Origin of the sequence: Pseudomonas sp. B21-056, from assembly GCF_026016325.1 — a bacterium.
Taxonomy (GTDB): Bacteria; Pseudomonadota; Gammaproteobacteria; order Pseudomonadales; family Pseudomonadaceae; genus Aquipseudomonas.
On sequence record NZ_CP087203.1, the window covers coordinates 349173 to 374598 of the forward strand.

A 25426-nucleotide genomic window follows, 5' to 3' on the forward strand; every position below is an offset into this window, starting at 1 on the left:
GGATTAGCCATAATTATTGTTAATCCATAATTTAGCATAAGATTTTTCTGCAATTGAAAGCGAGACCTGAGGGTTGTTATCAGCGGGAAGCAAAAAGGGCTGCTGATGCAGCCCTGAGTTATAAATATCCTCACCGCAGAGCTAGATCTTGAACTGCTGCACCGAAGACTGCATCGACCCTGCCGCAGTGTTCAATTGGTTGGCGGTTTGCTGCAGGTGGTGAATAGAAAGTGTGTTTTCTCTTGACTGGGCGGCAATCGACTCCACCCGCTGAGCCATCTCATCACTGGCCTTCGATTGTTCGGCAATCGTCTGGGAAATTTCCTCCACTACTTCGGCGGCATGACGGGCGCCGGTGCGGATTTCGCTGATGGACACCCCGGCCTGCTGGGCCAGGTTCACCCCTTCGTCCACGCGGCTGACGCACGCCTGCATGTTCGACACGGCATCCCGGGCGCTGGTCTGGATGCGTTCGATCATCGCGGTGATTTCCTGGGTGGACTGGGTGGTACGCGCCGCCAGGTTGCGCACTTCATCGGCGACCACGGCAAAGCCCCGACCTGCCTCCCCGGCGCGAGCGGCCTCGATGGCGGCGTTGAGCGCCAGCAGGTTGGTTTGCTCGGCGATGCTCTTGATCACCTGGATGATGGAGTGAATGTCTTCGGACGAGGCGTCCAGCGCCGTAATCTTCGTGGAGGACTGATTGACCACCTCGGCGATGCGGCTCATGCCTTCCACCACCCCGAGAATCACTTGCCCGCCGCTGCTCGCCAGTTGTTCGGACTGCGCCGAAATCGTCCGCGCGCTGTCGGCGTGCTGATGGATCTGGCTGATGTTCGCCATCATCTGCTCCATGCTCGCCGCCATGCTGGTCGCGCTCTGGGCCTGTTGGTCGGCGCTGGAGACGATTTGTCGGGCGGTGTCGCCCAAGGTACGGGAGGTGCCGTGCAGTTCGTCACTCTGACTGCGGATCGTGGCGATCATCTGCCGCAGGTTGGCTTGCATCTGTTCAATGACGCTCTGCAACTGGCCCAGCTCATCCTTGCCGTGCGCCCCCATGGACCGTTGCAAATCGCCTTGGGAAATCGCCTGGGTATTGAGGATGATTTTATTCAACGGGGTGAGCACAGCCTTGAGCAGGCTCCAGGACAACAGGATCAGTGCCACGCAGGTGGCCAGTAAGGTCACGACCAACCAGCGTCCCGAAGACTGGATGCTGTCATCCTGATTCTCGCGAGAAGCCTGGGCCTGGTTCTCGATCAGCTCGCTCACGGCCTCATTGCGTTCCTCCAATGCAGAAAACGCAGCGTTGAACTCAGTCCGCAGCGCTTGCATATCCTTTGCACCACCGAGCACCTTGCCAATCACCTGCTTGGCTTTATCGATGTAGGTATCGGCTTGTGGTTTCAATTCGACGATGGCCTTGGCGACTTCTCCCGGCAACTTCGCTTCGGCGTTCTCCGCAATCACTTTGCGCATCCGTTGCGAATGCTCGTCAAAAGCCTCCAGTACCTCCTTGGCGCCCTGGGCATCCCCCGGCGACACCAGCAACGCGGCCAACACATCGGCCCGAATGGCATCGTGCATCATGTCCGCCTCCATGTGCTTGCGCATGGCGGAAATGCTGGTCTCGTTCTCTACCAGGGACTCGGTCATGGAGTGATAGCCCCACAACCCGATACCGCCGAGCAAAAGAGCAAAGAAAAGACTGACCAACCCCGAAGCTATGATCTTGGTACGGATCTTCATTGTTGGCTGCTCCTGGAGCGGGGATTTCTGGGAAAGTGTAGTCGAGCGCCAGCGGGGCCTTGGGGCGGGGCTGTTATTTGAGGTATCGGCCAGAAACAAAATATATGAATGCTGCAAAGCGCTTTCGTGGCGAGGGAGCTTGCTCCCGCTGGGCTGCAAAGCGGCCCCGGTTCGGCCGGATGCCGAAGCGCAGACCAGCCCAATGCTGTTGAGCAGCATTGGGCTACGTGGTAACTAAACCGGATGATTTCCCGGCGCTTCCAGCACTTTCACCACATCATCAATCACTGCCTTGCTCATATCCTGCAAGTAACACGACGCCCAGGCATAGCGGTCGGTGCTGCGGATCATTGCCGCGTCTTCGGCCAGCAGTTTGGCAACGTGGAGCAGATCGGAGGCGTGGGACAGTGCTTCGCCAATGGGGACACCGCTGGCGATGCGGAAGAGTGGGCGGTCGGAGTGGAAGGAGAAGGGGGTTAGACCAGGGGTTTTTAGGTTCAGCGGGTTTGGCATAGTCTGGCTCCTTGACTGTGAGAGCCGCTACCGTCCTTTCCTACGGGATTGGGTGGCGGCCATGCGCAGGGTAGGAAAACCGGGAATCAAGGTACCCGGCACACCCGAAGGTGTCCCGCGCACAGCCACCATAACGCATGATTGCAGACACAAAAAAAGCGCCTGCAATCATACGCGGGGCGCTGCTGTCGCGCCTTGATTACTTCGGGTTCCTACGCCCGGTCGCTGAATTTGCAGCGACCGTCGAAGAGTAGCGGCCGATGGGATTGGCTGCAATCGTGGCGCGGTGCTGGCAGGGTCAGTTCATGGTAGGGAATGACTGGGGTTATCCACTTCTCTGAATCCAACATGCGGATTCGTTTACATCTCATGGCAAAAAACGCTTGATCAAATTTGTCAGGGTGACCCATACTTTTTGCGTGGCTACAACGTAGCTACATTTTGTTATAGGAGTGAAATCATGACTGCACTACTTAAAACCACTGATGTGCGTTGCCGCATCGATGAGGATTTGAAGGAGCGTGCCACTGCTGTGTTGAATGCCTGTGGCCTGAGTCTCAGCGAGGCTATGCGTCTTTTTCTCCGTCAGGTAGTGACTACGCAAGGGCTGCCTTTCGAGGTTCGTATCCCTTCCGAAAAAACCGCCCGTGCCATGGCACAGGCGCGTGAAATTCGTCGCCAATTCGACTCTGTTGATGAAATGCTAGGGGGGGCCGATGGCGAAGCCGGAGAAAAAGCTAAAGCGCGCTGACCTGCCGAAGCAATGCGCGCAGACGCCAGAGTTCAAAAAGTCCTGGGAGCGCTACAAGCGCGCCGGACGACGGGACATGAATGAGGTTCGCGCGGTGATGGTGATACTGTTCTTGGGTGAACAGCTACCAGCACAATATCGTGACCATGCTTTAACAGGGAATTGGAATGGCTTCAGAGAGTGTCATATCGGAGGTGACTTCCTGATGATCTATGAGAGTGCGCGAACTGACCTGATTACATTTGTAGACTTGGGTAGCCATGCCGAGTTGTTTGAATAACACCCTCACGCCGTTTATCGGAACTGTCATTCCTGACAGTGTCGTCTGATCAAGAAGCCACGCACGCTAGTACCTGAAGGCGTTTTTTTCAGACCCCGTCGCTAACGTTTGATCTGCCTGTTTAGTTTCGGGAATCAAGGTGCGGAGTAACGCTCCGGATCGTCTGGCCCAAGTAAGGTGGTCAGAATGAGCAAGCTTATTCTTTCAGTCATTTCCTTGGCTTTATCCGCACTATCCGGCCAGTCAGACGCAAGCATGCCATCTATGGCGAACAGTCATATCGTCGTTGACGGTGCGACATTCAGAAGTGAGTACGCGAATGTAAACGGTATTCGCATGCACTACCTGGTAAGTGGCAATGGTGAAAGGCCGGTTCTGCTGATTCACGGATTTCCAGGAAGCTGGCGAAATTGGCAGCCGCTCATGGGAAGGCTTCTGCGGGCGGGCTATACGCCCATCGTTCCAGACTATCGTGGCGCCGGGGAGACGGATGTTTCCAAGGGGGGATACGATAAAAAGAACATGGCACGCGACCTCCATGAATTGGTCGCCGTTCTGAAGCTGGAGCGAGTGGATATCATCGGTCACGACATGGGGCTGATCGTCGCCTATGCCTATGGGGCGCAATATCCACAGGAAACCAAACACCTCATCTTAATGGATGGGTTCATTCCGGGAATCCCAGGGTGGGAAATTCCTTATAACGGCAATCCAGCAAATGGTGTTGCCAGTAAATGGCATTTTCGCTTCTTCGGCGAAACAGCTCTGAAAATGATTCGAGGGCAGGAAAAAAATTATCTGGACATGTTTTTTGACGAGTTTGTATTCAAGGGAAATCCCAAAGTTGATGATGAGGTGCGCGCCGCGCTGGTAATGGATTACTCCCGGCCTGGACGTATGGAAGCGGCATTCAAACTGTATTCAGCCTGGGTGGAAAGCGATGCAAATGACAACCAGGCGTTTGCCCAGAACAAACTGGCCGTTCCAGTTCTCACCATCGGCGGAGATCACTCAAGAGGCAAGACGTTGGCCGGGCAGGTAAGCCATATCAGCGCCCAGCCACACTCATTGATATTGCAGAATACAGGGCATTGGGTATTGGAAGAGAAAACGCAGGCTACCACTCAGGCGATTCTGGATTTTCTGCAAAATAATCAATAACGAGTGTCAACGAAGCCCCTGTGTGGCGGCGTGGGGTGCAGGGGTCGTATTTCTGGCTTCCCTATTCCAAGCACCATTGTTGCTGATGTGTCCAATCATCTGGAAACCCCATGAGTCTCAAATAAGCCGGTTCCTGCCGATCCATGATTTTGGCCAGGCGAAGCTTCCATTGGCTGTCCGGGCTGACCAAGTCGGTAAGATAGGCCAGCATCGTCAACACGATGTAGAGCCGCTGCTTGGGCTGAGGCCTGTCGGCAGATGCATTTGGGATGACCCATTCCTTGGGTAAGGTTGGTCGAATCGAGAGCTCTCGATTCCATAGTCGTGAGTGATGGGCACAGCAGTTTCGAATGAAAGTCAGCGTGTGTAGCCAAGAGGCCAATACATCGAAGGGCAGATTGAATCTGGCGGCGATAGCTTTCTTATCGGCACTTCTGCCTATGGCATTGAAGAGGGTGGACACTGTCCCAAGGCTGAGCTCCTCCAGAACCGCCCAAGCGGGCGGCAGCTCAGGGTGGGCATAGGTCGCTCCGTAGTATCGGAAATAGTTATCGCGCATGCGGTTTTCGATCCGCTGTTGCTGGAGCCCATTGGCCTGTCGGCCATTTTTTATGCGCTCGATATCACGCCTGAGTTTGTTGCGCTCCTTATTCAATTGCTCCCGCAGTGGGCGCAATAGCTCAGGATGCGGATATGACGAGTAGAAGACTGACGCGTCAGCTATCCAGTCAGACCCATACTTAGGGCACATATGATTGCTGATAGTCGCTCGTATGGCGACTTCGACACGTTCGATGGCATCCATGGTTATGCGTCGCAATGAGCCATCGAAGCGGTAGATGTCGACGACCGCTTTCAGGGTGCTACCGGCCTTGAAGGTGTGTTCAGGGTCTGGTTCCTGGAAGGGACGCATATAGGGGCTCAGGCGAAACAGCGTGACCACTTCGAGAAAACGCATGGCCCGATCGTCGTTGGCGACGTGCAGGCCTCGTTGCTTTAGCAGTTCCAATTGCTGTTCTACGCTGAGGGCCGGCTTGTCGAAGGGCCTCATGTAGTTTTCTCCAGGCAAAAAAACCCGCACGATTTGAGCTTGCTGACTGGGTCAACCTAGGCTTGGCGGGTGTGTTGGGGGGCATTATAGGTAGCTGGAGGAGGTCGTCAACGTCATGGTGAAGTGGAATTGTAACGGGGGCGGGAGCAGGCAGATTTGGCGGGGAGAGGAGTGCTCGCTGGGCACTGATAGAGGCTGCAATTCTGACGATGTTTCAGGTTTCGTCGTAGTCTGGCATCAGCTCTCACGCAGCGGAGCTGTACCATTTGGATTTTTCTGAATGCCAGAAACAACAAAGCCCCGCATTTCTGCGAGGGCTTCGTTTTGGGCACCAGGAGTCGAATTGAAGCTCAATCTAGTGTAAATAAAGAGTTTATTTACACTGATAATTTTTACTACCTCAAAGCTTACCCTTCAGTTAGAAATTTACTGTAGATAATTAATGATCAGTGCCAGCATTGAGCCGTGAATCCTCATAATTTATGCAGTCAAATCTTTGACGGATTTCATGCGACCGCTATTGGACACCGCGAACCTGATTGGCACTCCGCGTTCATGGCTATGTGCTATCCTTGATCAGAACACAAAAGTTGCCCACCGGTTAGGGATAATCAGATGGATCAGCCCATTACACCTATTTCCCTTCAAAATATCTCCCCTTTCTTTCAGATTCTTGTTTTTTCGAAAGATGCATATAGCAGAAGACGATTTAGCGAAGCCTTATATAAAAGAGTAGAAAGCCTAAAGAAAGAAAAGAAGTATGCTGTAATAAAATGGCATTCTAGTACCGATAAAGTCTATGCATTATGGATCTCATTTAGAGAGTTTCCATCATGGCTTGATGCAACCCAAAAAATCGATCCAAATAAAGTTGCTTATTTGGAGAATGTCGAAAACGTATTAGTTTTAATCGATGATTCAAATGAGCATGTTTTCGTACATGCGAGCGATTCTAAGGTTGAGGAGGTTGTAAAGTCTATTTTTTATAAGGACTGGTCTCAATCTAAGGTCGATATAAAAAAGATATTCAGGGCGCTTGCTGAGTCTGAATTGCTAATAAAAAGCTTAGGTATAAATAATACCTTTGGCGCCGGCGGCACCGCAGCAGAAGCAAAGTCTTATTTTAGTAAGAACGCAAAGCTCTCTTTGACACCTTCCTTTGACGCAGGTTATAGCTTCAGCTATTGTTTAGGTAGTCAAATAGATCAAAATGGAAATATCAAGGTTTTTGGTTGCTCGGCGAAGAAAAGGAAGTTTTGGGGAACTTGGACTGATGGGGTACGTTCGTTTAGTACACAGTGTTCAAATATAGAGGCGGCACTTTCGGCGCAAAATGATGGAGACTTCATAGCTTTTTTGGTGAGTCCAGTTGAGGTCCAAGATCCGGGCTCACTAATAATGCTTGGATTTTACCTAGATTATGTAGTCTCCAGTAAGGGGGTAGTCCTTTTAGAAATCAATAATTCAATTTTGGGAGAGTGGAGTTGCTCTGTTATTGGAAATGGGGTCGTTCGTGTTGGCAATGAGCAGAGCTTTATTGAGTTTCGGGTGGATAAAGTATCTAACAGTCACATCGAAATTAGTTACATTAGCCCAGCCAATAACGCGTCTGTGATAATTGCAAATGATGAGAATAACTTAAGACGTAAGAAAAGATTTGATTTTGTAGAGTATTTGTTAAATGAAGAGAATTACACGATTTTATTTGAAGAAGGGTATGCCTATCGCGAGCATTCTTTTTGGAAAGATAATCGGCTAACTACGCCGTTTAAAAATGATTCATATACAGATATAGACTGGAGTCAAGTAGATATTCGCAAGGAAGCCTCTCCGCCTGACGATGCAACAAAAATTTGTATCGCTGAACAGACTGAGTTGTATTTGTATGACCAGATAGAGAAGTTTGGTGTTGTAGCTATTATTAAAGATGACGGTGCGAATGAAGCTGCTGACCACCTAGTGGTATGTAAAGATCGATTAATTTTAGTGCACGAGAAATTTTCAATGCGTTCACAAAAGGGTCTTCGTATTGATGATTTGCAGGTGGTGGCCTCGCAGTTAATTAAGAATATTCGGTATCTTTTTCCAAGCGCACATACGGAGCGGGCTCAGCGTTTTTTTGATAATGCTATATATCTAAATTCTGGTTGCAACTCTCCTGAAAATCTTGTGAAATTTATTACGGTTGCTCTTTCGGATATTCAAGTTCAAAACGAGTGTTGGATCGTTCAGCCTGGAATATCCAAGGCTAGGCTGGACAAAAGTGTTAGGAATAAAATGCATGTTTTGCTGTCCCACTTGTCCAGTATTTGTTCTTCAAATAATACCAAGTTTAAATTGTTTTGTAATACCTAGTCGGTCTTTTCAACTGGTACGACGCTCAGAAAAGGGGACAGATTTATTTTCCTGATCAAAAGATGAGGGGGCGTGCACAGGAGCGCTACGTTCTAATACAACATTTCCTAAGTCAGTGATGCTTCGGTGTCGAGCCAACACACACCCAAAGGAACCCCGTAATGGACCTACACAACGAGTTCGAAAACAGCAAATTCTTCCACCGCAGTCGCATTGATCGACGCGCCGCCGATGCCTTGGTGGGGTTGGCCGCTGGGATCACGGCGGACGGTGTCGTGAATACCAACGAAGCGATTTTTCTTAAGCAGTGGTTGGAAACCAACCTCGCCCATCTGAATGACCCGGTGATCAATCTGCTGTACTCGCGTTTGGCATCCATGCTTCAGGACGATGCTCTGGACCCGGATGAATCGCTTGAGCTGCTTAACATCCTGCGTGGTTTTTCTGGCGTAGATATTGAGAGATCGAAGGTCGGCGGAGCTGTAGCCGTTGCTCCAACGGACCTGCCCTTCAATTCACCCGCCCCTGATTTGGTATGGGATGGCCGGATATTTGTATTTACAGGCGTCATGGCTTTTGGGCCGCGCAAAGATTGCCAGGTATTGGTCGAGGAGCGGGGCGGTTTGATTGGGGGCGGGGTGAGTAAGAAGGTGCATTACCTGGTGGTCGGCAGCGTGGGTAATGAGCAGTGGCGCCACAGTACCTATGGAACGAAGATCATAAAGGCTGTGGAGTTGCGGGAGGCGGGTGCTTCGATTGCCATTGTGGGTGAGGATCATTGGCAAAAGATGCTATTTGGTTGAGGTTGCTTCATTGGTTGTGATCTAGAAAAAGCAGCGCTGTTCTGGCTGGCCGATCGTCGCTGAGTTTGATGGCCTCATCGCGAGCAGGCTCGCTCCCACATTGGGTTTGCGCGTGTGGACGAAAAGTGGACACCCCAAAAACAACAAAGCCCCCGCATTTCTGCGAGGGCTTTGTTTTGTATGGTGCCGGCACCAGGAATCGAACCCGGGACCTACTGATTACAAGTCAGTTGCTCTACCATCTGAGCTATACCGGCGTGTGGGCGACGATTATAGCGATTGGAGGATTTCTGTAAACCCCTGAATTCTGACTATTTTTGCCGAGGCTGCAGGTCGGGTGCGGGGCAGGAGCTTTCGGGGTTTTCGCAGGGCGTGGCGGTGTCGCTGTTCGCGATGTCTGTAGCTGGGCTTCGAGCTGTTTGGCATCTGGCGGGGATGTAATAGCTGGCGCATTACTGCCCTGATTTCAACCGTTATGTCCATTTGCTTGGGCGCTTATGCACAACGAGCACGGTTGGATGGGCGGCGTCTTGCGATTTTGTGACAGCCTTCTCGTTTGTTTGCAAATGACTGTTTTAATGGTTTTTTTATTTTATGAACAAAAAATAACCAGTCGTGACTTGCCCAGGAAAACGCGGATTTATTGGATCACGGCAGATTCCATCAACAGAGTTATCCACAGGCTGTTTCACCTCGGCAACGCTCTGCCAGCAACATCAGGTTTCGTGGTGTGACGGGCGTTTCGCAGAAAGTGCCAAGACGAACGTCGTAGCCTTTTTCCGTAAGGAAAAGGGCTCGATCCAGCGCCAGCCAAAGCTCCAGGGGCCGTCGGAAAAGGCCGCGTACCAGTTCCAGGTTACGCACTTCGACCAAGCGTTGATGACCTGCTGCTTCCAGAGTGGCCCAATCCGGCGAGCCGCTGATGAATAAGTCTTTCAGGGTTGCCATATCGGTGCAGTACTGAGCGAAGGATTTTTCCAGCCAAGCGGTGGGTAACGAGGGAGTGGGGAGGTAGTCGTCACGGCCTCGTATTTGCCGTTGCAGCAGGTCGAAACCCAGGCGCCGGGCCATGGATTGATCGCGCTGTCTGCGCACGCGAGCGCCGGCGGTAACGGTTTCGGTCAGTGGCAGGCCGAGATCATCGACGGACAACTGTAGGGCGGAGCCTCGGGCGGTGTCGCACAGCGGCTGATAACGGTCAGCGCTGATGCGGTTATAGCAGCAGGGTGCAATCGCCAGTTGGGCGCAGCCGGCGGCGCTGGCCAGTTGCATCAGTCGAACATGCAGGTCACCACAAGCGTGCAGGGCCACCGGTGTGTGTTCGGCATGGATCGCCTGGGCTGCCTCCGGTGCCATCACGTCTTGTTGCAGGTGCGTGGCGGCCAGATGGTGACGCTGGCTGAGTTGTTGGCCGTTGATGACCAATGCTGGATCGTATTCCAGGCAGGTCAGTTGTTGGTCACTGTGCAGCAAGCGTCTGCCAAGGTGGCCCTTGCCGGCGCACCAGTCGAGCCAGTGGCTCGGTTCGATGGTGAATTGCAGGCGGCTGGCGAAGGCTTCGATCTGCTGCCACTTGCGGCCAGGCACATCGACGTTGAGGCGCTGGGTTGGCGTTTCGAGTCGTCTACCCGGTAATTCTGCGACAGCGCTCAATGAACGGGACAGTGCCGCCAGCTCCGGAAATGGCGCGGGCGCATGTTCAATCAGCCAGGGCTGGTGATGGTCGTTCTCCGCGTCTTCCAGCGAACGCCGACGTAGCCATTGGGCAAGTTCCGGATAGGACGCTTCCCAAGGCAGTTGCAGGTGGGTAAATGGGCGTGGTTTCCACAACGCCTGGTGCGCTGTGAGAAACCCATCCAATGCGCTGAAGCGGGCGAGCAACGCTTCGCCCGTCAACACGCCGGCTTCAGCGTCCCTGGCAGGCATCGACGCGTAACCAGCGCTCCAGCTGCTTGAAGCCTTGCACCAGCAGGAACGCGATCAACAGGTAGAACAAGCCGGCCGCGAAAAAGATCTCCACGGGCAGGTAGGTCCGGGCAATGATGGTGCGGGCCATGCCGGTGAGTTCCAGCAAAGTCACGGTGCTCGCCAGGGCGCTGGCCTTGAGCATCAGGATCACTTCGTTGCTGTAGGCCGGCAGCCCGATGCGCGCGGCGCGTGGCAGCATGATGTAGAACAGCGCCTTGGGCCGTGACATGCCCAGGGCTCGGGCGGCTTCGATCTCGCCTTTTGGAATGGCCTGGATCGCGCCGCGCAGGATCTCGGCGATGTAGGCGGCGGTGTGCAGGGTCATGGTGGCAGTGGCGCACCAGAACGGGTCCCGCAGGTACGGCCACAGTGCGCTGCTGCGTACGGCGTCGAATTGGGCCAGGCCGTAATAGACCAGGAACAGCTGAACCAGTAGCGGCGTGCCTCGGAAAAAGAAGATGTAGGCGTAGGGCAGTGCCCGCACGTACCACAGGCGCGAGGAGAGGGCGATGCCCAGCGGAATCGCCAGCAACAGGCCGGCGATCACGGCGATGGCAACCAGCTCCAGGGTCAGGGTCGCGCCTTGGGTCAGTTTCGGCAGCCACTTGATGATGACTTCCCAGTTCATTGGGTGCTCCTGGCAAAGCCGCGGGCGGCGCGTCGTTCCAGCAGGTGCATGCCGGTCATGGCGAGCACCGTCAGGCCCAGGTACATGAACGCAGCCACCATGTAGAAAGTGAAGGGTTGCTTGGACACGGTCACGCCGATCTGTGCGTGGCGCATGATCTCTTCCAGACCGATCACTGACACCAGGGCCGTATCTTTCATCAGGATCATGAACAGGTTGCCCAGGCCGGGCAGGGCGATGCGCCACATCTGCGGCATGATCAACTTGATGAAAATTCGCCATTTCGACAGGCCCAGGGCCACGCCGGCTTCGCGGTGACCTTTGGGGATCGCCAGGATCGCGCCACGGAACACTTCCGTGGCGTAGGCGCCAAAGCACAGGCCCAAGGCGATGACGCCAGCAGAGAAGGGGTCGAGGGCCAGCTCCGGGTTGCCAAAGAACTTACCCAGGGCACCCATCAGATTGATGGTGCCAAAGTAGATCAGTAGCACCCAGAGCAATTCCGGGACGCCGCGGACCAGTGTCGAATAGGTGCCGCCCAGCCATTGCAGCGGTTTGTGGGCCGAAGTCTTGGCCAGGGCTCCGAGCAGACCGAGCACCAGTCCCAGGCACAGGGCCGAGAGCGCCAGTTTGACGGTCATCAGTGCGCCGGCGGCAAGCGCCGGGCCGAATCCGTAGAGGTCGATCATCATGGGTATGTGTTCATATCGCGGCAGGCTTTGCTAAAGGTCGGCGCTGCATCGCTGCAGCGCCGACCAGGCATGTCCGCATCAATAGATGCTGAACGGGAAGTACTTGTCGTTGATGCGCTTATAGGTGCCGTCGGCAACGATTTCTTTCAGCGCGGCGTTCAGCTTGTTGCGCAGCTCGTCGTCACCCTTGCGCACGGCGATGCCGATCTTGTCGCTTTCCACCACTGGGTCGCCCTTGAATTCGTAAGCACGGCCGGCGTCGGTTTTCAGCCAGTCGTAGTTCACGTATTTGTCCGCCAGGATCGCGTCGACGCGGCCGGAGGTCAGGTCCAGGTAGGCGTTTTCCTGGGTGTCGTAGAGCTTGGCAGTGATATCGCTGCCCAGTTCGTCTTCCAGCCAGGTGCCGGCCAGGGTCGCGCGTTGAGCACCGATGACCTTGCCTTTGAGCGAAGCCTTGTCGGTCTTGAACTCGACATTCTTCGGCGCGATGAATTGCAGTTTGTTGGAGTAGTACGGGTCGGTGAAGTCCACGGCCTGCTTACGCTCTTCGGTGATCGACAAAGAGGAAATCAGGAAATCGAACTTCTTGGCGTTCAGGGCCGGGATGATGCCGTCCCAGTCGGACGTGACCACTTCGCATTCGAGTTTCATCTTGGCGCACAGGGCATCGCCGATGTCTTTGTCGAAGCCGACGACCTGGCCGCTGGCGTCCTTGTTGTTGAACGGCGGGTACGCCGCTTCGATGCCCATCTTCAGCTTTTCGTCGGACATGGCGTTGGCCGAGAACAACAGGCTGGCGGCAGCGACCAAAAGGAATTTCTTGTAAGTCTGCATATGTACTGCTCCGTTAGCGGTTGCTGGACATGAATTGTTTGCAGCGCGCCGAAAGCGGGTTTTCGAAGACCTGCTGTGGCGATCCTTGTTCCTCGACCAGGCCCTGATGGAGAAACACCACTTCGCTGGAGACCTGACGGGCGAAACCCATTTCATGGGTCACCAGCAGCATGGTGCGACCTTCTTCGGCCAGGGCGCGAATCACACTAAGTACTTCCTGGACCATTTCCGGGTCAAGGGCGGAGGTGGGCTCGTCGAACAGGATCACCTTGGGCTGCATCGCCAACGTACGGGCGATGGCGGCGCGTTGCTGCTGGCCGCCGGACAGCTCGGCAGGATAGGCATGGCGCTTGTCAGCGATGCCGACCTTGGCCAGTAAGGCTTCGGCTACTTCGACGGCTTCGGCCTTGCTCTGGCCGAGCACCCGGCGCGGGGCCTCGGTGATGTTGTCGAGCACGCTCATGTGCGGCCAGAGGTTAAAGTTTTGAAACACAAAACCAATCTCACTGCGCATGCGGTTGATCTGTTTGCCGTCGGCGGCCACCAGTTCACCGTTTTTCGCGGCCTTGAGCTTGAGCGCTTCACCGGCCACCAGAATCTCGCCCTGATTGGGATTTTCCAGCAGGTTGATGCAGCGCAGGAACGTGGACTTGCCGGAACCGGAGGAACCCAGGATCGAGATCACATCGCCGTCGCGGGCGGTCAGCGAGACGCCTTTGAGCACCTCCAGCTGTCCGTAGCGTTTGTGCAGGTTGCGGATTTCAAGCGCGGGCGTGGCCTGGGCCATGTGCGGTCCTCATGTTTGTGTGCTCCCTTGCTGTTGGCGGCCTTCCTTGGCGAGGCGGCCAAGCTAGCATGCGTCCGAATGGCAGCCAACAGCGCTACGGGTGGTAAACCGGCAATGTGCGGCAGCTTGTCGCATCGGCACAGCAGACTGTCGCGCCATCAACAACCGAACGGCCGTTTGAAGCTTGCTTACCGGTGAAAGTCCCGGGGAGTCGCGTAAAAAAAGGCGCGATGGTGCCAGCTTTGGGCGGGGGGTGGAAGGGTTAACGAGATGAACGGGCTGCTGTGGACGTGCAGCCGAAAGATTCACGTTCCTGATCGAACGGCAGTTCACTGCCTGTCATAAAGTCTGCGGTCACAGCATTTCCATCGAACCAGCTATCCCATATTTCGTCGATTGGAGTGGTGTTTCCTACCTTGCCTAAAGTGAATACCTCTGCGTCGTTCGGCATCGTCATTGTAGTTTTCCCTCATGATGCGTTGAGTTGGTGGACTCACCCTCCTTCCTCCCTATTTTCCGCTGTAATAAATAGTTCCAATCGATCTAAACATTGGGGCTCTGCCGGAATCGAAAGAGAACCAATATGGAGTTGTTTTCCAGCCTCTGGGAGCACTCACCATGAAGCTTGTTCATTGCTTTTTACTGTCCACTATTACCTTCGGCGCGTTGCTCTTCCCCATCATGTCCAGCGCCACCTCACTGGTCCCAATAGACAACGCCGGAGTACAGGTCCAGCCGCTACAGCAAAACGGCATCACCTACCTGTCCGGTGGTATCGGCGAGGATGAAGCCCGGGCCATCGGGCAGGCTCAGGGTTACAACCTGCACATGACCTTCGCCGTCGGAGCTGAAAACAAATACATCCCGGATGTCCACGTCACGATCCATAACGCGTCAGGGCAAACGTTGCTGACCCTGGACGAGGCGGGGCCGCTGGTTTATGTGCAACTGCCGCCGGGCAAGTACTCCGTGATGGCGACACGCAACGGCGAGGAGCGCCGCGACACCGCTGACGTAGGCCGCGGGGCCGCACGCAATCTGGTCTTTCATTGGAACGGAGACGAATAGCCGATCGGCTTATTCGCCGGCAGGCTCTTCCATCGACTGGCGATAACGGTCCAGCGCTTCGCCGAAGTCCTTGATGAACTCCGGGGTGCTGAGCCAGCGCTGTGCTGTTTCGCGGTCCATGTCGTCGGCCCACATGCGGTAATCCACCAGCATGTCGGCGGCCAGGTTGGTCGCCGCCATGCTTTCGTTCTCGGCGTTCTTCAGGTCCAGCAGGCCTGGACGTTCGCTGATCATCACACTCAGGGAAGCAAGCAGCGTGTCGAGCAGTTCGCTTCGACTGACGGCCTCGGCTTCGCGCAGTTTGGCGAACAGTTCCAGGACGTAGACGGGCGGCTGCGCGGTGGCGTGGGCCGGGTCGCCATACATGGGGATGGATTTACGCCCGGTCATGCGGATCTGCTTGGCTTTGTCCTTGGCGCGCTTGGCGCGTTTCTGCTGTTTATTCAGTGAGGCCATCGGGCTTCGGTTTCCAATTCGTCAGGTGGGCAATACCCGGCTCAAGCCGTTTACGGCATGGTCGGTTGTCTGTTCGATGGGCAGTTTACCGCTTCGGGCTTGGACAATGCCTTCGGAACGCATCTCTGAATCGGTGTAAGGGGTTCAAATGCCTTCAGTCGCCGTGCCCGATTGTTCAAGCCGCGCCCGCTCACGATCCAGCTCGTTGCGCAGTTCTTCTTCTGTCGGGAGTACATGTTGGTACTGGCTGGCGAAGAGTTGTTCGTTGCCCTGCAACACGGAATAGCGCACGACCGCCTCGTCCTTCTGCGCACAAAGAATAATGCCGACGGTGGGTTTGTCATCCGGGCCGCGTCTCAGGTCATCGTAGAGACGGACATACATGTCCATCTGGCCGATGTCCTGGTGGCTGAGTTCGCCGCGCTTGAGGTCGACGATCACAAAGCACTTGAGCAGGTAGTTGTAGAAGACGAGGTCGAGGTAGAAGTCCTTGCTCTCGGTGCTGATGCGCTGTTGGCGGGCAACGAAGGCGAAGCCCTTGCCCAGTTCGAGGAGAAACCCCTGTAGTTGGTCAATCAGGGCTTGTTCCAGGTCGGTTTCCTGCAGGAGGCCGGCGTTGGGCAGACCGAGGAACTCCAGAACGACCGGATCCCTGACGATATCCCTTGGGCCGAGATCGTAATTCTTCAGATTGTCTGAGGCCTCCTGCTTCACTGCGCAGCGGTCGCGGCTGGTCAGCAGGCGCTCGTAGTAGAGGGTACCGATCTGGCGTTCCAGGGCGCGGGTGGACCAGTTCTGCGTGGCGGTTTCGTTCATGTACCAATGACGGGCGTTATCGTTTTCCACGCGTAGAAGCGTGCGGTAGTGGGTCCAGCTCAATTCGTGACGCAGTGCGTCACACATTGGAAATGCCTGATAAAAAAGCCGCATATAGCGCAGATTCGAGGCATCGAACCCTTTCCCAAACTTCGTTGTAAGTGTTTTCGCCAGAATCGGCAGCAGCCGTGCCCCATAGGCCGCCCGCTCTGCTCCTCGCTGCTCGAATTCAACAATATGCCGGCCGATCTGCCAGCAGGTCTGTACTTGAAGGGTATCAACGGCACGCAGCACTTTGCGACGTGCCTGCTGGATCAGTTCGCCGAGTTCGTTGATCAGCGGCGCGAGCGTTGGATCGTCTTGGGGTAGCAATGGACTCATCGAGTATCAGCCGAGGTGGTGGGCGGTCCAAAAGGATGTTCCAGTCGGAGTTTTGATGATGCCGGACGAGGCTGATTGCTCAGGATGAAAAGCGACAGATCCATGCAGGATCGGTTTGAGGTGGGGTTAAGTCAGTTGTGTCTGAACCCGTAGGAACGGTCCGAGGAAGGTGTCAGCCGGGGAAGGCTTTGCCGCAGGCTGCCCAGGTCGGCCGGGCAGCCTCTTTCTGGATGGCGCGGGATCAATCAGGCGCTTGCGCCAACTCCCGGGATGCCGCGAGGTAATCAGCCTGGAACTGAGGGCTTTCGACCCAGTCCAGCGCAGTCTGCTCGTCGGCACCCGTGGTCATGCGACGGTATTCGATCAGGGCAGTAAAGATGAAGTCCGTGGCTTCTTCTTCACCTTCCTGTTCCAGCACCAGTGCCAACAGTGGGTGCCCGAGGAAGGCTGCGCACATGGCCTGCTGGCTGGTTTTTTCAGCGATGCGCATCAGGTTGAACAGGTCGGACAGGTCCACCGTTTCCAGATCGATGCGCTCTTCGTTCGGGTCCAGGAAGTCGTTCGGTGCAGCGGCACGTTGAACGCGGTTCTGCTTGGCTTTCGCCTTGGCGCGCTGGTTACGTTTCTGCTGTTTGTTCGCCGATGCCATGGGCCGGATTCCTGACGTGAAAATGAGGCTGTATATCCTACAGCCTCAAGGCGAATGCTTCGAACCTCAATCCACCACAAACAACGTGGCACCCAGGGACGTCGAAGAGCGATGGGGCTCGGCCTGGTCGGCCACCTGGTAGCTCATGCCCGGCTTGAGCACGAAGTGCCGTCCATCCTCCAGCTCGGTGTTCAGTTCACCCTTCAGGCAAAACAGGATGTGCCCCTTGGTGCACCAGTGGTCAGCCAGATACCCCGCTGTATATTCCACCATCCGCACCCGGATGTTCCCGAACTGCCGGGTCCGCCAGTACGCCGTTCCGGTGACGCCTTTGTGTTCGGTGGGTTCGATGGTTGACCAGTCGGTGGTGCCAAAGGGGATGCCGGTGATGTCCATGACGACTCTTCTGCTGGGGAAGGGGGAACAACGAGGGGCGAATGTAGCTGAGTCGGTGGGGCGGAGGAAGAAACCCCAGGCAATAAAAAACCCCGATCAATTTCTTGATCGGGGTTTTCGGTATTTGGTGCCCAGAGACGGAATCGAACCGCCGACACGGGGATTTTCAATCCCCTGCTCTACCGACTGAGCTATCTGGGCAACGGGGCGCATTAAACGGGTTTTTCAGGGGGGCGTCAAGCAAGTTTTCAAAAAATATTTAATTATTACCGTCGCTTACGATTCGCCCCCGGTCTGGACAGCTTATTCGGACGGCGGCACGTAGCCTTCGGCCTTGGCGTATTCTTCGCCGGAAAAGAACTTGGCCATTTCGCCCTGGAGGTATTTGCGGTCGTCGGCGTTCATCATGTTCAGGCGCTTTTCGTTGATCAGCAGGGTCTGGTGTTTCTGCCAGTCGCCCCAGGCCTTGGCCGAGACGTTGTCGTAGATGTCCTGGCCTATGGCGCCCGGGAAGGGAGCTCGTTCCAGGGCGGGCAGTTCTTCTTTGTATTTACGGCACATGATGGTGCGGGTCATGACGGCTCTCCTGCGTTCAGTACGGCGGCCGCGCGCTCGAGCAAGGTTTTGACCGGGGCGGCGAGGCCCAGGCGCGGCGGGGTGGCGAGGTTATACCAGAGCCAGTCGGCCTCGGCCACGTGATGGCCGCTCTCCCGGACCTGGACCAGCCAGGGTTCGATTGCCAACTGGAAGTGGCTGAAGGTGTGTACCAGGCCGGGCATCTCCTGCTGCTTGCCCAGTTCCAGCGAGTGTTGCAGGGCCAGGTGTTGCAGGTCGTCGAGGTCGTCGAGTTCCGGCAGGCTCCACAATCCGCCCCACAGGCCGGTAGAAGGCCGACGGTAAAGCAGGATCGCGCCTTCACGGTTGGCCAGCATTGGCATCAGCGTGCGTTTTTTCGGTACGTCCTTGCGTGGCTTGGGAATCGGATAGCGGGTTTCCAGGCCGAGCATGTGGGCTTCGCAACCTGACTTGAGGGGGCAGAGCAGGCAGCTGGGCTTGCTGCGGGTACAGAGCGTGGCGCCCAGGTCCATCATCGCCTGGGTGTAGGCGTTGACCCGGTCCTGAGGGGTAAAGCGCTCGGCGGTGGCCCACAGCTGTTTGGCGACCTTGGGCTCGCCCGGGTAGCCTTCCTGGGCCGTGAAGCGCGCCAGCACTCGCTTGACGTTGCCATCGAGGATCGGTGCCCGCAGGCCCATGCTGATGCTGGCAATGGCGCCTGCGGTAGACAGGCCGATCCCCGGCAGTTCGGTGAGTTTTTCCACGTCCCGCGGGAATTCGCCGCCGTACTGGTCCACGACGATCTTCGCGGTTTTCTGCAGATTGCGCGCGCGGGTGTAATAGCCCAGGCCGGTCCACAGGTGCAGCACTTCGTCTTCCGGCGCGGCGGCCAGGGCTTCGACGGTGGGCAGCGAGGCCATGAACCGGTCGAAGTAGTTGAGCACGGTGCTGACCTGGGTCTGCTGCAACATGATTTCGGAGACCCACACCCGGTACGGGTTGATGTCCTGTTGCCAAGGCAAGTCGTGGCGCCCGTGGCGGTCGAACCAGTCCAGGACAACGCTGGAAAACTGCTCGGCTCTCATCGCTTGAACAGTCCCTTGAGCGCGTCCTTCAGCTCGGGGCTGACCTTGTCACCGAGCTTCTCGTCGATCTTGTCGCCGAGACGGTCGCCGGCCAGTTTTGCCGCGACCTTGCCCAGCCCGTCGTTGTCCAGGCGGCACGCCTTGGCGCCGAGTTCCAGCGGGCCACGGCAGCGCAGCGGCCATTCGACATCGACGTAGCGTTCGTTGACCTGGCAGGCCGGGTCGGGCATGTCGCCTTCGACGATGACGCCGACGCGGTAATCCATGCCAAGCACGCGCAGGTCGATGTCACCGTTGCCGTTGACGGTCATGCCGGGGATGCGGACTTTCAGGTCCGGGTTGCTGGCCACGCCGTTGTGGAAGGTCAGGTTGCCGTCGAGTTGCTGGAACGGCGTGTCCTTGCCCCGAGGTTCGCCGCTGAGGCTCTTGCGATTGAGCAGGGCGATGCCCTTGCACAGTTGCTGTTCGAGGTTGGCGTTGAGCAACACGCCATCGTTGATGACGAATCCGGCGTTGCCGTTGAGGCTCTCGATCAAGGCTTTCTGGCTGTTGCCGCTGGCGGTCACGGCGCTGTTGAGTGTTACCAACCCCTTGACCGGTGGAGTCTTGCCCTGGCTCTCGATGATCTTCTCGGCCGGCACCCGGTTGATCCGGGTTTGCAGGTTCAACTGCGGCGTGGGCTGGCGTACATCCAGCGTGCCCTTGGCTTCGAAGTTGCCGTTGAACAGATCGCCCCGCAGGTTTTCCAGGGTCAGCAGGCCGCCCTGGCCGCTGGCCTTGAGGGCGGCATCCTGGATTGGCAGTTTGTCGAGGGTCAGTTGGCCGAAGCTCAGCTCGGCAACGAGGTCCAGCTTGCTCAGGCGTTCCACCGGGAAGAGCCGGTCGTTGCTCCAGGCGCCCTGAGTCGGGGCGCTTGGCAACGGTGTGGTGCCGGCGCCAGCCATGGCACTGGCCTCGGTGGCGCTGACTTCTTCCTCGCGAGCGGCCTTGGCACTGTTGGTCTCGGCGGATTTTGGCGGCAGGTAGCGGTCAACGTTGAACGTGTCGGCCTTGAGTTGCGCGCGCAGGGACTGCTTGGCGAAGTCTTCCACGGCGATACGACCGCTGAAGTTGCTGTCATCGACCTTCAGATTGACGTTGTTGAATTCGACTCTGGTGGGTGTGCCGGCGATGCGGCTGGCCAGCTCGACCTTGGTCAGGCTGCCTTCGCCCATGGCCGGCAGTTTCTGGCCGATGCTGTCGACGAAGTTCGCCAGGTCGAACTGGGCGATCGATACGCCGCCGTTCAACTGCGGCGTCTTGTCGAGGTCGTTGACCTTCAGCTCGCCCAAGGCGCGCAGCTGGTTCAGGGACAACTTGATGCCGGTCCATTCGGCAACGTTCGCGGCCCTGTCCAGGAAGAGCTGACCCTGGGCGTTGAAATTCAGGATCTTGCCCTGGAGCGGATCCCCGGTGACTTCGCCGGACAGTTTCAGGTCTTCGAACTTGTAGCGCTGCAAGGCGCGTTCGAAGCGCAGTTCGCCGGTGACCTCGGTGCGAACGCGCACGGCCGGCTGGTTGCTGGACAGGAATGCGGTCAGTGTGACCGGGATGTTGGTGGAGTCGTGGACCGGGCCGGTGCTCAGTTGGATGCTTTCGGCGCTGAATTGCTTGCCGGTCTGCTCGTCGGTGTATTCGACCCGGGCGTTGTTCACCGTCAGGCTGTCGATGTCCAGGCGGGTCGGCTGGGCTGGTTTTTCCGCCGGGGTACTGGCGGGCGGTGCAGGTTGTTCGGTCGGTGCCGGGTTGCCCGCTGTTGTTGTGGAGACGGATGCCTTACCGATGTCTTCCCAGTTACCGTGGCCGTTCTTGTCACGGTTGAGTCGCAGGTTCAGGCCTTCGACCCGCACATCGCTCATCTGCACTTCCCGGCGCAGCAGCGGAATCACCCGCACCGAAAGACCAAGCATCTGCAGGTCAGCGAAAGGTTGTGTCGGGTTGGCCAGCGTGGCGACGCTGGCTTCGTGCAATTCCAGACCCAGCCATGGGAACAGGCTCCAGCCGATGTCGCCATTGAGGGTCAGCTCAATGTGGGCCTTGTCGCGGGCTATCTGGCGGATCTCTTCCTTGTAGTCGTTGGGATCGAAGAGGTGGGTCAGGGCAAAGCCCAAGGCCACAATGATCAGCAACAGCCCGAGAAGTACCAGACCCAGGATTTTGCCGAACGCTTTCATGGGCGAGTCCTTGTGGTTGAGTTCAGAATTTAGCCTGCGAGTATAACGCTGTGGATTGATGGTGCGTTGGGGTGATCGTTTTCCGTGGTGTTCAACGTTCGTCCAGCGCCAGCTTCAATTTGGCGGCCAGGGCCTGGGCCATCAAGTGCCCGGCAGGGGCCAGCAACCGCAGTTCGGCGCCGTCTTGCCGGGCCATTCGTTGCGCTTCGCAGACCAATCGCTCGGCTACCCCACGGCGGCGGGTAACGCTTCGCACGCACATCTGGGACAAGTACCAGACGTTCTGGTGCCGTTGCAGGCGTGCGGCGCCGAGTAGTCGATCATTGAAGCGGGCCGCAATCAATGAGCCATCCTGCAGGTAATCCTGTATCAACTGCGTGGCATCGCTGAACGGTTCGAGCAGCCAGGGTGGGGCGTCCAGGTAGATTTTGTGCAGGTCCTGCCGATCCTGGCCGGAGGCCTCGTTCAGGTGCTCGACAACAATGGGCATGGAAATTCCTGAAAAATAAATGGCTTGTGCCCTACAGAAAGCAAACAGGGGCGCGATAAGACAAATGACATGAAAAAGGTGATGTCACTTTGGTTTTTCTGTCACGAGCAGATGGTAACCTTTACCCGTTCGCCCGTCCTTCTGCGACTTGATGTCACACCAACAGGGAGCTTCACCAGAAAATACGGCCGTGCCTGCGTGCAAAACAAGGCTGAGGGTGATGCGTGGCTGGCGAACCATTCTAACAACTGGGGGATACACAATGAGCACGAGCATCACGGCGGACGGCATAGCCGACCAGCCTGCGTTCCTCTCTAAGGAACGCATCATCGCCAAGTCCGGTTTCAACCGCTGGCTGGTTCCACCGGCCGCGCTGGCCATTCACCTCTGCATCGGCATGGCCTATGGCTTCTCGGTGTTCTGGTTGCCACTGTCCAAGGCCTTGGGTATCACCAAGCCGGTGGCCTGCGCACCGGACATGAGCTTCATCTCGCAAGTCTTTTCGTCCCAGTGCGACTGGCCGATCTCGATGCTCGGCTGGATCTACACCCTGTTCTTCATTTTCCTGGGTTGCTCGGCAGCCATCTGGGGTGGCTGGCTGGAACACGCCGGGCCACGCAAGGCCGGCGTTGTATCGGCCCTGTGCTGGTGCGGCGGCTTGCTGATATCCGCACTGGGGGTCTATACCCACCAGATCTGGCTGATGTGGGTCGGCTCCGGCGTGATCGGCGGTATCGGTCTGGGCCTGGGCTACATCTCCCCTGTGTCCACCCTGATCAAGTGGTTCCCGGACAAACGCGGCATGGCGACGGGCATGGCGATCATGGGCTTCGGCGGTGGTGCGATGGTCGGTGCTCCGCTGGCTGCTGCGCTGATGAACCATTTTGCCTCGCCAACCAGCGTGGGCGTGTGGCAAAGCTTCCTGGTCATGGCCGCTATCTACTTCGTATTCATGATCGGTGGTGCCTTGTCGTACCGCGTGCCGCCGACCGGCTGGAAGCCTGAAGGCTGGACTCCGGCTCCGAAGAAAGCCGCGAACGCAATGATCACCAATCGCCACGTCCACGTGAACGTCGCCTGGAAAACCCCGCAGTTCGTTCTGGTGTGGCTGGTGCTGTGCCTGAACGTGTCCGCTGGTATCGGCATCATCGGCATGGCTTCGCCACTGTTGCAGGAAGTGTTCGGTGGCAAGCTGCTCGGCAACGACCTGCCTTTCGGCCAGTTGGACGCTACCCAACTGGGCCAGATCGCGGCCATCGCGGCCGGCTTCACTGGTCTGTTGAGCCTGTTCAACATCGGTGGGCGGTTCTTCTGGGCATCCTTCTCGGATTACCTGGGTCGCAAAAACACCTACTTCGTGTTCTTCGCCCTGGGTGTTGTCCTGTACTCGCTGATCCCGAACCTCGGTCACCTGGGCAGCATCGCGCTGTTCGTGGCGGCGTTCTGCATCATCCTGTCGATGTACGGTGGCGGTTTTGCCACCGTGCCGGCCTACCTGGCGGACCTGTTCGGTACGCAAATGGTTGGCGCGATCCATGGTCGCCTGTTGACCGCCTGGGCTGCGGCCGGCGTGCTGGGTCCGGTACTGGTGAACTACCTGCGTGAATATCAGCTGAGCATTGGCGTTGAACGTGCCGCGGCCTATGACATCACCCTGTACATCCTCGCCGGCCTGCTGGTGTTGGGTTTCCTGTGCAACCTGATGGTCCGCCCGGTCGCCGACAAGTACTTCATGACCGACGCCGAACTGGCCGCCGAGCAGGCGCTGGGCCATGACAAGGGTGCCGACAGCAGCACGTCCCTGGAATGGAAAGCCGCACCGGGCACCAAGCCCCTGGCGGTCGCCGCCTGGCTGGTGGTGGGCATTCCGTTGGCGTGGGGTGTGTGGGTGACCCTGCAGAAGACGGCGGTGTTGTTCCACTAAGCAGTATCGAGGCGATCCCGGAGCCATCGGTTTCGGGTGAACCCTGTGGGAGCGAGCCTGCTCGCGATGGGGGCGTGTCAGTCGAATCATTATTGACTGATCCACCGCTATCGCGAGCAGGCTCGCTCCCACATTTGTTCTTGGGTGATGGCAAAACCTGCGTTCATCACTTGTATGGACATGTCTAACCCCGACAGGACGGGCAACAACCCGTCAGTGATATCGTCTCCCGTGTTTCTGTTTGTCGCTCGCGCCCCTATAATGGCTGCCTTTTTCGCCCAATGATTTTGCGGAGCTGGTGATGGCCGAACGTAAGGCGTCTGTCGAGCGCGACACTCTGGAAACCCAGATCAAAGCCTCGATCAACCTGGATGGCACCGGAAAGGCCCGGTTTGATATCGGCGTGCCTTTTCTTGAGCACATGCTGGACCAGATCGCCCGTCACGGGCTGATCGACCTGGACATCGTCAGCAAGGGCGACCTGCATATCGACGACCACCACACGGTGGAAGACGTCGGTATCACCCTGGGACAGGCCTTCACCCAGGCCATCGGCGACAAGAAAGGCATCCGTCGCTACGGCCACGCCTATGTGCCGCTCGATGAAGCGCTGTCGCGGGTGGTCATCGATTTCTCCGGTCGCCCGGGCCTGCAAATGCACGTGCCGTACACCCGCGCCACCGTCGGCGGCTTCGACGTCGACCTGTTCCAGGAGTTCTTCCAGGGCTTCGTCAACCACGCCAATGTGACCCTGCACATCGACAACCTGCGTGGGCATAACACCCACCACCAGATCGAAACCGTGTTCAAGGCTTTTGGCCGCGCCCTGCGCATGGCCGTGGAGCTCGATGACCGCATGGCCGGGCAGATGCCTTCCACCAAGGGCGTCCTGTAATGCAGACAGTCGCGGTTATCGACTACGGTATGGGCAACCTGCACTCGGTGGCCAAGGCCCTCGAGCACGTGGGGGCCGGCAAGGTGTTGATCACCAGCGATGCCGCCGTGATTCGCGAAGCCGACCGGGTGGTATTCCCTGGTGTGGGTGCGATTCGCGATTGCATGGCCGAGATCCGCCGCCTGGGCTTCGACTCGCTGGTCCTCGAAGTCAGCCAGGATCGGCCGTTCCTTGGTATTTGCGTGGGCATGCAGGCGTTACTCGAGCGCAGCGAAGAGAACACCGGTGTCGATTGCATCGGTATGTTCCCGGGCCAGGTGAAATTTTTCGGCAAGGACCTGCGAGAAGACGCCGAACACCTGAAAGTCCCGCACATGGGCTGGAACGAAGTGAAACAGGCGGTGGACCACCCGCTGTGGCACAACATCCCGGACCTGGCGCGCTTCTACTTCGTGCACAGCTACTACATCGCGGCCGGCAATGCGCGGCAGGTGGTGGGCAGCGGTCACTATGGCGTCGACTTTGCCGCGGCCCTGGCCGACGGGTCGCGATTCGCCGTGCAGTTCCACCCGGAGAAGAGCCACACCCATGGCCTGCAGTTGCTGCAGAATTTCGCCGCGTGGGACGGCCGCTGGTAATGGCACGCAAGAAACCGCCAATCCTCACCCTCACGCCCGAGCAGGAGAGCGAGGCGAACCGCAAGATCCAGCGGTTCATGGAGGATCGCTTCGAACTGGACCTGGGTTCGTTCGAGGCGGCGGAAATTCTTGACCTGTTTACCCGCGAAATTGCTCCGCACTATTACAACAGGGCGATTTTCGACGTGCAGGCGCACCTTAAGGAAAGGTTCGAAAGCATCGAAAGCGACCTGTGGGCGCTCGAGAAAAACTGATTCCCGAGCCAAGCTGAACATTCGTATTTGAAGG

The 25426-nt window shown here is 57.0% G+C and carries 27 protein-coding genes and 2 tRNA genes; 10 read left to right on the top strand and 19 right to left on the bottom strand.

Annotation, left to right across the window (positions count from 1 at the left end; translation table 11 throughout):
- Positions 1-141: 141 nt before the first annotated feature.
- Both LOY67_RS01530 and LOY67_RS01535 read right to left on the bottom strand, forming a co-directional pair.
- Positions 142-1749, bottom strand: coding sequence for a methyl-accepting chemotaxis protein (locus LOY67_RS01530; protein WP_265065636.1), 1608 nt, complete (start codon positions 1747-1749; stop codon positions 142-144).
- A 234-nt stretch (positions 1750-1983) separates the two neighbouring features.
- The gene (locus LOY67_RS01535; protein WP_265065637.1) at positions 1984-2262 is read right to left on the bottom strand and encodes a DUF3077 domain-containing protein; all 279 of its coding nucleotides are present in this window, start codon (positions 2260-2262) and stop codon (positions 1984-1986) included.
- A 460-nt stretch (positions 2263-2722) separates the two neighbouring features.
- Here LOY67_RS01535 and LOY67_RS01540 point away from each other — a divergent pair, with 460 nt between their 5' ends.
- The 3 genes from LOY67_RS01540 (at position 2723) to LOY67_RS01550 (ending at position 4454) form a co-directional block, all read left to right on the top strand.
- The gene (locus LOY67_RS01540) at positions 2723-3013 is read left to right on the top strand and encodes a type II toxin-antitoxin system RelB/DinJ family antitoxin (RefSeq protein WP_265065638.1); all 291 of its coding nucleotides are present in this window, start codon (positions 2723-2725) and stop codon (positions 3011-3013) included.
- Positions 2979-3293 (top strand): type II toxin-antitoxin system YafQ family toxin, encoded by a 315-nt coding sequence (locus tag LOY67_RS01545; RefSeq protein WP_265065639.1) that lies wholly within the window; start codon positions 2979-2981, stop codon positions 3291-3293. Before LOY67_RS01540 ends, LOY67_RS01545 begins: the two co-directional genes overlap by 35 nt.
- A gap of 186 nt (positions 3294-3479) precedes the next feature.
- Positions 3480-4454, top strand: coding sequence for an alpha/beta fold hydrolase (locus tag LOY67_RS01550; RefSeq protein ID WP_265065640.1), 975 nt, complete (start codon positions 3480-3482; stop codon positions 4452-4454).
- 61 nt (positions 4455-4515) lie between these two features.
- On the opposite strand, the gene LOY67_RS01555 is transcribed toward LOY67_RS01550, so the two are convergent.
- Complete coding sequence (locus tag LOY67_RS01555) at positions 4516-5505, bottom strand: Abi family protein (RefSeq protein ID WP_265065641.1); 990 nt, start codon at positions 5503-5505, stop codon at positions 4516-4518.
- A 615-nt stretch (positions 5506-6120) separates the two neighbouring features.
- On the opposite strand from LOY67_RS01555, the gene LOY67_RS01560 reads away from it, so the two are divergent.
- Together LOY67_RS01560 and LOY67_RS01565 are read left to right on the top strand one after the other, a co-directional pair.
- Positions 6121-7860, top strand: a complete 1740-nt coding sequence (locus LOY67_RS01560) for a hypothetical protein (RefSeq protein WP_265065642.1) — start codon at positions 6121-6123, stop codon at positions 7858-7860.
- A gap of 161 nt (positions 7861-8021) precedes the next feature.
- A complete protein-coding gene (locus tag LOY67_RS01565; protein ID WP_265065643.1) occupies positions 8022-8663 on the top strand; it encodes a BRCT domain-containing protein in 642 nt (213 codons plus the stop codon).
- A 181-nt stretch (positions 8664-8844) separates the two neighbouring features.
- Here the strand turns inward: LOY67_RS01565 and LOY67_RS01570 are convergent.
- The 7 genes from LOY67_RS01570 to LOY67_RS01600 form a co-directional block, all read right to left on the bottom strand.
- Positions 8845-8920: transfer RNA gene (locus LOY67_RS01570), tRNA-Thr, on the bottom strand.
- 415 nt (positions 8921-9335) lie between these two features.
- Entirely contained in the window at positions 9336-10589 is a 1254-nt protein-coding gene (locus LOY67_RS01575) for an SAM-dependent methyltransferase (protein ID WP_265065644.1), read from the bottom strand.
- The gene (locus tag LOY67_RS01580; protein ID WP_265065645.1) at positions 10570-11259 is read right to left on the bottom strand and encodes an ABC transporter permease; all 690 of its coding nucleotides are present in this window, start codon (positions 11257-11259) and stop codon (positions 10570-10572) included. Before LOY67_RS01580 ends, LOY67_RS01575 begins: the two co-directional genes overlap by 20 nt.
- A complete protein-coding gene (locus tag LOY67_RS01585) occupies positions 11256-11951 on the bottom strand; it encodes an ABC transporter permease (protein ID WP_265065646.1) in 696 nt (231 codons plus the stop codon). Before LOY67_RS01585 ends, LOY67_RS01580 begins: the two co-directional genes overlap by 4 nt.
- A gap of 78 nt (positions 11952-12029) precedes the next feature.
- Positions 12030-12785 (bottom strand): ABC transporter substrate-binding protein, encoded by a 756-nt coding sequence (locus LOY67_RS01590; RefSeq protein WP_265065647.1) that lies wholly within the window; start codon positions 12783-12785, stop codon positions 12030-12032.
- A 13-nt stretch (positions 12786-12798) separates the two neighbouring features.
- Complete coding sequence (locus LOY67_RS01595; protein ID WP_047699852.1) at positions 12799-13572, bottom strand: ABC transporter ATP-binding protein; 774 nt, start codon at positions 13570-13572, stop codon at positions 12799-12801.
- A gap of 262 nt (positions 13573-13834) precedes the next feature.
- Complete coding sequence (locus tag LOY67_RS01600; RefSeq protein ID WP_265067852.1) at positions 13835-14029, bottom strand: hypothetical protein; 195 nt, start codon at positions 14027-14029, stop codon at positions 13835-13837.
- Positions 14030-14190: 161 nt separating this feature from the next.
- On the opposite strand from LOY67_RS01600, the gene LOY67_RS01605 reads away from it, so the two are divergent.
- Positions 14191-14640, top strand: a complete 450-nt coding sequence (locus LOY67_RS01605) for a carboxypeptidase regulatory-like domain-containing protein (RefSeq protein WP_265065648.1) — start codon at positions 14191-14193, stop codon at positions 14638-14640.
- A gap of 9 nt (positions 14641-14649) precedes the next feature.
- Here the strand turns inward: LOY67_RS01605 and LOY67_RS01610 are convergent, their stop codons facing one another.
- From LOY67_RS01610 to panM, 9 genes are all read right to left on the bottom strand, one after another.
- Entirely contained in the window at positions 14650-15096 is a 447-nt protein-coding gene (locus tag LOY67_RS01610) for a hypothetical protein (RefSeq protein ID WP_265065649.1), read from the bottom strand.
- 144 nt (positions 15097-15240) lie between these two features.
- Positions 15241-16293, bottom strand: a complete 1053-nt coding sequence (locus tag LOY67_RS01615) for a PDDEXK nuclease domain-containing protein (protein ID WP_265065650.1) — start codon at positions 16291-16293, stop codon at positions 15241-15243.
- 241 nt (positions 16294-16534) lie between these two features.
- A complete protein-coding gene (locus LOY67_RS01620) occupies positions 16535-16942 on the bottom strand; it encodes a hypothetical protein (protein ID WP_265065651.1) in 408 nt (135 codons plus the stop codon).
- Positions 16943-17008: 66 nt separating this feature from the next.
- On the bottom strand, positions 17009-17338 hold the full coding sequence (locus tag LOY67_RS01625) for a DHCW motif cupin fold protein (RefSeq protein WP_265065652.1): 330 nt from the start codon (positions 17336-17338) through the stop codon (positions 17009-17011).
- 125 nt (positions 17339-17463) lie between these two features.
- Positions 17464-17539: transfer RNA gene (locus tag LOY67_RS01630), tRNA-Phe, on the bottom strand.
- A gap of 102 nt (positions 17540-17641) precedes the next feature.
- Positions 17642-17914, bottom strand: coding sequence for an oxidative damage protection protein (locus LOY67_RS01635; RefSeq protein ID WP_265065653.1), 273 nt, complete (start codon positions 17912-17914; stop codon positions 17642-17644).
- Positions 17911-18978, bottom strand: coding sequence for an A/G-specific adenine glycosylase (gene mutY, locus LOY67_RS01640; protein ID WP_265065654.1), 1068 nt, complete (start codon positions 18976-18978; stop codon positions 17911-17913). The genes LOY67_RS01635 and mutY overlap by 4 nt, the downstream gene beginning before the upstream one ends.
- Positions 18975-21191, bottom strand: a complete 2217-nt coding sequence (locus tag LOY67_RS01645) for an AsmA family protein (protein WP_265065655.1) — start codon at positions 21189-21191, stop codon at positions 18975-18977. Before LOY67_RS01645 ends, mutY begins: the two co-directional genes overlap by 4 nt.
- A 91-nt stretch (positions 21192-21282) precedes the next feature.
- Positions 21283-21681 (bottom strand): aspartate 1-decarboxylase autocleavage activator PanM, encoded by a 399-nt coding sequence (gene panM / locus LOY67_RS01650; RefSeq protein WP_265065656.1) that lies wholly within the window; start codon positions 21679-21681, stop codon positions 21283-21285.
- A gap of 262 nt (positions 21682-21943) precedes the next feature.
- Between panM and LOY67_RS01655 the strand changes: the two genes are divergently transcribed.
- The 4 genes from LOY67_RS01655 to LOY67_RS01670 all read left to right on the top strand — a co-directional run bounded on the left by LOY67_RS01655 (position 21944) and on the right by LOY67_RS01670 (position 25392).
- The gene (locus tag LOY67_RS01655; protein ID WP_265065657.1) at positions 21944-23605 is read left to right on the top strand and encodes an OFA family MFS transporter; all 1662 of its coding nucleotides are present in this window, start codon (positions 21944-21946) and stop codon (positions 23603-23605) included.
- Positions 23606-23906: 301 nt separating this feature from the next.
- Positions 23907-24500: an imidazoleglycerol-phosphate dehydratase HisB gene (hisB, locus tag LOY67_RS01660; RefSeq protein WP_024778052.1), complete on the top strand. Its 594-nt coding sequence runs from the start codon at positions 23907-23909 to the stop codon at positions 24498-24500.
- On the top strand, positions 24500-25138 hold the full coding sequence (gene hisH / locus LOY67_RS01665; RefSeq protein ID WP_265065658.1) for an imidazole glycerol phosphate synthase subunit HisH: 639 nt from the start codon (positions 24500-24502) through the stop codon (positions 25136-25138). Before hisB ends, hisH begins: the two co-directional genes overlap by 1 nt.
- Complete coding sequence (locus LOY67_RS01670) at positions 25138-25392, top strand: DUF2164 domain-containing protein (RefSeq protein ID WP_033034336.1); 255 nt, start codon at positions 25138-25140, stop codon at positions 25390-25392. Before hisH ends, LOY67_RS01670 begins: the two co-directional genes overlap by 1 nt.
- Positions 25393-25426: the final 34 nt, after the last annotated feature.